Source organism: Bartonella sp. AC130YNZD (assembly GCF_042196865.1).
GTDB lineage: Bacteria > Pseudomonadota > Alphaproteobacteria > Rhizobiales > Rhizobiaceae > Bartonella.
The window spans coordinates 1-6819 of record NZ_JBHIQZ010000037.1 but is presented as its reverse complement, the minus strand read 5'-3'; the positions used below and the strand labels follow the sequence as shown (position 1 = coordinate 6819).

The window sequence follows — 6819 nt, the reverse complement described above, 5'->3', positions numbered from 1 at the left end:
TCTTTTTCTTTAGGGTATGGGCGTCCTTTTTCGCTTAAACAGTATAATTTTCGCTATAACACGTTGCTTTCAGGGCAATTGTCACCTGATCCGTTGTTTAGTTCAGAACAACTGTCCCTTGGCGGGAGTTCATCTGTGCGTGGGGTGCATGAGGCGGTTTATTACGGCAATAATGGGGTGTTCTGGCGCAATGAATTGTCGCTGTTGTTGCCAGGTTTTTCTTCGAGAATGGGGCGTAAATTTATGAGCCAATTTGCCCCTTATATAGCGCTTGATCTGGGGGCTGTGGCCAATGATGTAAACAAAAACAGTTTTGGCGGGAGCCTCGTTGGGGCAACTCTTGGTTTCCATGCAACCGGAGACATTACGGATATTGATGTATCTTATTCGAATATTTTAACCCAATCGACAGTGCGAGAACAGGGGAATGCGACAGGGTTATTTCAAGTGCGGGCATTATTGAGATTTTAGAGCAAAGGGGCGGTAAAAAATATCGCTGCGCTGTTTATACCCATATGGGTTGTTTTTTTAAGAGATAAAGAATTTTCTGAGGAGCTGAAGATGCGGGGATTGAAAGATCAAAAGCATAGATTGGGATATGGATACAAGCGAGGAAAGCGCGTTTTTTGTGTTTTGCAGCGAGGGATCCATAAGGGGCTTTCACTTGTTTTAAGTTTTTGCTTAGCTTTTCAGCCTTTGTTGTTGCAAGCACAAGCGCTTGGAGCGCGAAGTCCCGTTGCACAAGAGAGCCAAGGGATTAAAGCAGCTGATGGGGTTGGCTCTGTTTTCCGCCCCACGGTGGGGAAAGCCGGCAATGATGTGCCGCTGATTGATATTGTTCGCCCCAATGGACAGGGTCTTTCTCATAACAAATATGACAGTTTCAATGTTGATACCCATGGCGTGATTTTGAACAATTCGACTGAGGAGGTTTCGCGTTCACAGCTTGGGGGATTGGTGCCAGGCAACGGCAATTTGCGTTATAGCGGTGCAGCAAAGGTTATCCTCAATGAAGTGGTGAGTGCCAATCGCTCGCGTCTTGAAGGCGTGAGCGAAGTACATGGGCATATGGCGGATGTTATTATCGCCAATCCCAATGGGATTACCTGTAACGGTTGTGGCTTTATTAATACACCACGGGTGACTTTATCGACTGGACAACCGATTATTGGAGCCGATGGCGCTTTGAGTGGGTTGCGTGTTGAGGGTGGTGATATCACCATAGGCGCTCGTGGGGCTGATGGGAGTGCATTAGATATTTTTGATCTTGTTTCGCGCAAGATCAGTATCGGGGGTCCCATACAGGTCAAAGGAGATTTGGCTGTTATCGCTGGTCACAATCATTTTGATTATGACAAACGCGAAGCAACTTCTCTTGGTTCTGATGGCAAAGAGCCGGAATTGGCGATTGATTCCAGTGAGTTTGGTGGAATGTATGCGGGGCAGATCCGCGTGATTGCCAATGATAAAGGCGCCGGCGTTAAGATGCGCGGAGACATGGTTGCCAATGCAGGCGCCATGAGATTGACAAGTGATGGCAAGCTGGTGATTGCCAAAGCACGCGCCAAAGGAGCGGTGAAGGCTCATTCTCACCACGACAGTGTACATGTGAAAGATCTGCTTTTTTCAGAAGAAGCGGTTGAACTGAAGGCTTTGAAACATGTTGAACTGGAAAAAAATGCGCGCGTTGCAGCGAGCGGTACTGTCGATGTGGGCGCTGATCTGATCAAGCTCCAGTCTCATGCTCTTCTAGCAAGCGGTATTGGGAGTGATGGTCAACAGTCAGCGACGGGTTCTTTGCATTTACAGGCAGCAAAGCTTGAGGCGGGGAATGGGCGGATAGCCGCCGGTGATCTTTTAGAGATCCAAGCAGCAACAATTGATCTAAGTCGCATGCAAGACAATGATCAAACAGGGGTTTCTTCCCTTGGCGATCTGACCATTAAAACCAATCAAATCACCGCTTTAAACAACCATATTGGTGCCAAGGGGAATATTGTCTTGAGCGCCGATGATGGGCTCACTGTAGGCGCTGGACATTATAGCGCCGGCGGCTCTCTTTTGGTGGAAGCAGCAGAGCTTACATCACGTGCGCGCTTAGTGGCAGAGCAAAAAGTTGACCTTTATGCGCATCACGGTGCCCTGATCCAAGAAGGTACTGTATTGTCCAATGGGAAGATAACGCTGGATGCCCATGGTGCCCTCAATCACACGGGTGATATTGTCAGTATGCAGCAGGTTGCCTTGACAGCGGGTAGCATGCTCACAACCTCTCAAGAGAGCACGATTTTAAGTTATGATGTGGTTTTAAGTGCTGATGCTTTAACCCAAGCAGGGACTGTGGAAGCTCAAGAGGGAGCATTAACCCTTCAAGTGCGTGATGGGGTCGCAAATAGCGGTACAATGCGCGGTGAGAGTGTCGATGCTCATATTGGTGCATTTACCAATCAAGGGACGTTTATTGCAACCAATGATTTGCATTTGATGGTAAGCACACAAGAAGGCGCCGATCCGCAACAAGCCTTTCTGAAGAATACATCCGAAGGTGTCCTTCAAAGTGGTGGCGTTTTTGTTGTGACCGCAGGGCAATTAGACAATGCCGGTGCGCTTGGCTCTAGTGGTGAGAATGTTGCGCTCAATGTGGCAGGGAATGTCAGCAATAGTGGGCTGATTTACGCCAAAAAATCTATGGATCTATTCAGTGATGGTGATTTAACCAACACACAGGGCAGAATGATTGCTGAAGAGGCTCTCAGTATTGGTGGGCTGAAAGAGACACGTGCTGGTCATATAAACAATGAGGCTGGTCTTCTCAGTGCTTTAGCCGGTGAGATGAAGATTGTTGCAACGTCTTTTGTCAATAAAAGCGCTGAAACGACAAATTCAGACCAACAAAACGCTACACATGATGAAGGTGCGCATGTTTTAGCGCGGGATGGTTTGCGCATTAATGTGGGCAGTTTTGAGAATGTTGATGGTCTTATTTCTACGCAAGGGGCAGTCAATATTGTTGCTGATAGTGTGATCCAAGCAGGGCACATAGAGATTGAGCGTGGTGACCTTCAACTGACCAGCCACGGTGATTTAAGCAATAGTGGCACAATAGAAAGCAATGATACCATTGCTTTGCATGCGCAAACAAATCTCAGCCAAACGGGGCGCATTGTCTCTAAAAAGCGGATAGAGCTTTCCAGTGATGGCATATTGACAATGGGCGAGACAAGTGAGGTTGGCGCCTATGATGTAACGCTGAAGGCAGGCACACTCACCCAAACTGGGCTTGTGGAAGCGCAAGGCGGAGTACTTACTCTCAACAGCCATGATGTTTTAAGCAATTCCGGTATTATGGTGGGCGGTGTTGTTGAAGCGAAGCTTGGGTCTTTAGCCAATTCCGGTCAACTTTTAGCCAGTGACAGCTTTACGCTTATAGCAAAAAGTCATGATCCGTCATTGGGGCAAGTTGCTCTGGTTTTAAATGGTGAAGACGGTGTTCTCAAAAGTGGTGGCGCTTTTGTTTTAACCGCAGATGTTTTGGACAATGCCGGCAGTATTGGTTCAAGTGGTGATGGGGTTGCGCTCAATGTGAGCGCTGATCTGAGTAATAGTGGGCTGATTTATGCCAAGAAATCTGCCATTTTCTCCTTAGATGGGGATTTTATCAATAAGTTTGCCGATGTCATTGCTGAAGACAATCTCATCATCCGTGGCTTAAGTGGAGAGCGGGCTGGTCATGTGATCAACAGCTCGGGTCTTTTAGAAGCCGTGTCAGGCGATATGACCTTCGATGTCTCAGCGCTTACCAACATGCGTGAAGGTGGGGTTGAAGTTAGCGATAAAGTGGTTTCTCACAGGTTTGTTGCGGGAAGTTGGGAAGGCACTAATGTTAGACACCATCAGATAAAGGAAGATGTTGACACTACAATTAGCCGTCAACAACCTCATTTTACCAATAATGCTGCACAGATTTTGGTAGGGCGCCATTTCACGGTTCATGCCGGTGATATCCGCAATAGCTATAGTTTGATTGCTGCTAATGGCAACATTGAGATGCATGGCGATACGCTGCTCAATGAGGGGCGTGATTTAATCGAAACAACCGAGATTGTAACTGAAACACATCGCAGGGAGAAGAAATGCAGACCATGGAATGCAGGGTGTCATGCGGGAGGCATTACAGATGAGGGACATTATACTGATACCAAAACAACCGTCCGCACTTATGATGCTGTTTATGGCACGATTGAAGCTGGTGGCACGCTTGATGCCAAGTTGACAGGCACTATTGACAATCATGCGGTGCGTGAGGGGGTTGAGCAAGTTGGCTTAAGCTCTGGCGATAAAGGTTTGGCTGGTGTTAAAAACACCGATTTTGACGGTTCCAAACCACTGATTAGTGATGATCGATTAGATGGGATTATCAATGGTTTGAAAGGGCACAAAGGGCTTTTTGCACCAAGCACAAAAACACCCGCACCAGAATCCATACAGGTGCCAACGCAAGACGGGCTTAGCTCTGTTAAGACAGAATTGGACCAGACCCAATCACCGGATGTGCCGTTTTTAGTTGAGACGCGACAGGACTTTATCAACCCAAGTAAATTTTTGGGATCGGACTATTACTTAAAAAAGATTGGCAATTATAAGCCTGAGAACGTGTTTAAAAGATTAGGGGATGCTTATTTTGAATATCGTCTGGTGGGTGAGCAAATCTTTGAGCTAACAGGCAATCGCACTCTTCTTGATGTTGAAGATCCCAATGCTCAAATGCAAAGGCTCTATGACAATGCTGTGGAGCAGCAAGGTCCTTTGGGGTTAGAGCTAGGCAAGCCCTTAACGCCTCAGCAGATTGCTGGGATCAAAAAGGATATGATCTGGCTTGAGACCCACCTTGTCGATGGACAAGAGGTCTTGGTGCCTCATGTTTATTTGGCACCAAACACTTCTTTAGCACAAGATGTTTATGGGGCAAAAACGCAGCAAGGAAACCTTGCCAGTGCACGTTTGAAAGGCAATGGCGTCACTATAGAGACGGACCGTCTTACCAATAGTGGCACCATATCAAGTAATGGTGCATTGCATGTTTCGACCACGCAAACTTTGTTTAATGATGGTGGTTTTTTGCTTGGCAGCGGTGCTGTCGATCTCAGCAGTGGCGATCTTTTAGCCAATTCGTCAGGGGTTATCTTGGGGAATATCATCACCCTCAATGCGAAGACAATCATTGATGGTACTGCAAAAATCCGTGACACAAATGAATATGGTTTTGTTGATCGGAGCGGGCAGCAGGCTCAAATCATTTCTATAGAGGATTTGAATATTCATTCTCTTGGCGATTTAAGCATGACTGGTGGCCAATGGAGCAGTGGTGGACCGATGACGGTCATTGTTGATGGCTCTGCTACGTTTGGTTCATTAGTGCTAGAGAGTGACCATAAGGAGACATTGGAAAAAGGGCATTATAACGCCCAAAGCAGTGAGCACCGTTTGACAGAAGTCAACAGTGATGGAGATTTGACCATTGTCACAGGTGGTGAACTGAACCTTGGGGGAAAGTTTAAAGCCAAGGGCAATGGGGATTTCACCAGTGGTGGCGCTCTCAACGCGATTTCAGAGCAAGATTTTAACAGTTTTGATTTGGATCTGAGGGGCAAAGAAGGCGACAAATCGAAGCAAAAGAATAAGTTTCGTCAACAATCAACAGAAGTTACTACAAACAAAACCACGATAGAAACAGAGGGCAACCTCTCCATGCATGCGCAAAATGGGGATCTCACGCTTGATGCCATAGGGGCAAAAAGTGGTGGTCAGACGCATTTGGCATCAGATAAGGGGAAGATCAAGTTTCTCACCAACAAGGATCAAGATTTTAAGGATGTTTATCAGCGTAATGAAAACCTTGTGTGGTGGAGTGAGAGGGATAAAGGTTACCTTAAGGAGACCATCGAGCATGTCACCATAGATGCTAAGGGTGGCATAAAGCTTGATGCGGGTGATGGCTTTGTTGTTGAGTATCAGGCAACCGGTGATTTAGACAAATCTCTTGAGCAATTATCTCGCTCTCCAGGCTTGGCATGGATCAAGCAACTGCGTGATGATCCAGAATTATCCAAGCAAGTGGATTGGCAAGCAGTTAAGGCTGAATTTAAAGACTGGGATTATAAAGCCCAAGGGCTGACAGAAGCCGGTGCGGCTCTCGTGGCATTGGCTGTCACGGCGGTTACGGGTGGAGCAGCCTCGGGCGCTGCCAGTGCCATTACCGGTGCTTTGGGGCTTGGCTCGAGCACCGCCATGAATGCAGCGATACAGGCTGGCGTTCAAGCACTGATTAACAAAAGTGCTGTGGCTCTTGTCAATAATCGCGGCAATATTGCCGGCGCCTTGCATGAGCTTGGCTCTTCAAAGAATGTTCTCAGCATTGTCTCGTCGATGTTAACAGCAGGCTTAACCAGCCAAATAACGGAAATGGCAGGTGTTGGACAATCTTTGCCTAAAACGGCTCCTTTTGTCGATCGTATCGCCAGTGAAGCGGAAAAAAACCTGATCAAAGCCGCCATTGGCACAGGCGTGCAAACGGCTCTTGAGGGTGGTTCTCTTGACAAGAACTTTTTTAACAATCTGCGCATCGCCCTGTCTGATACGGTTGGCAAATCGTTGGCGGAAGAAATCGGTACTGCCAAGGCAGAAGGCAAAATAGACACGGTCACGCAAATCGTTGCCCATGCCGGTCTTGGCTGTTTAAAAGGCGCTGTTGCGAGCGGTGCTTGCTCTGCCGGTGCGATTGGCGGGGCTGTGGGCGAAGCCACTGCTATGCTCCAGTTT

At 47.4% G+C, this 6819-nt stretch carries 2 protein-coding genes; both read left to right on the top strand.

Going from position 1 to position 6819, the window contains the following annotated elements:
* The coding region (locus tag ACFINU_RS08595) for a ShlB/FhaC/HecB family hemolysin secretion/activation protein (protein ID WP_375667568.1) at positions 1-471 on the top strand (471 nt) is incomplete at its 5' end.
* A 90-nt stretch (positions 472-561) separates the two neighbouring features.
* Positions 562-6819: DUF637 domain-containing protein (locus ACFINU_RS08590; protein WP_375667566.1), on the top strand; the 6258-nt coding region annotated here is incomplete at its 3' end.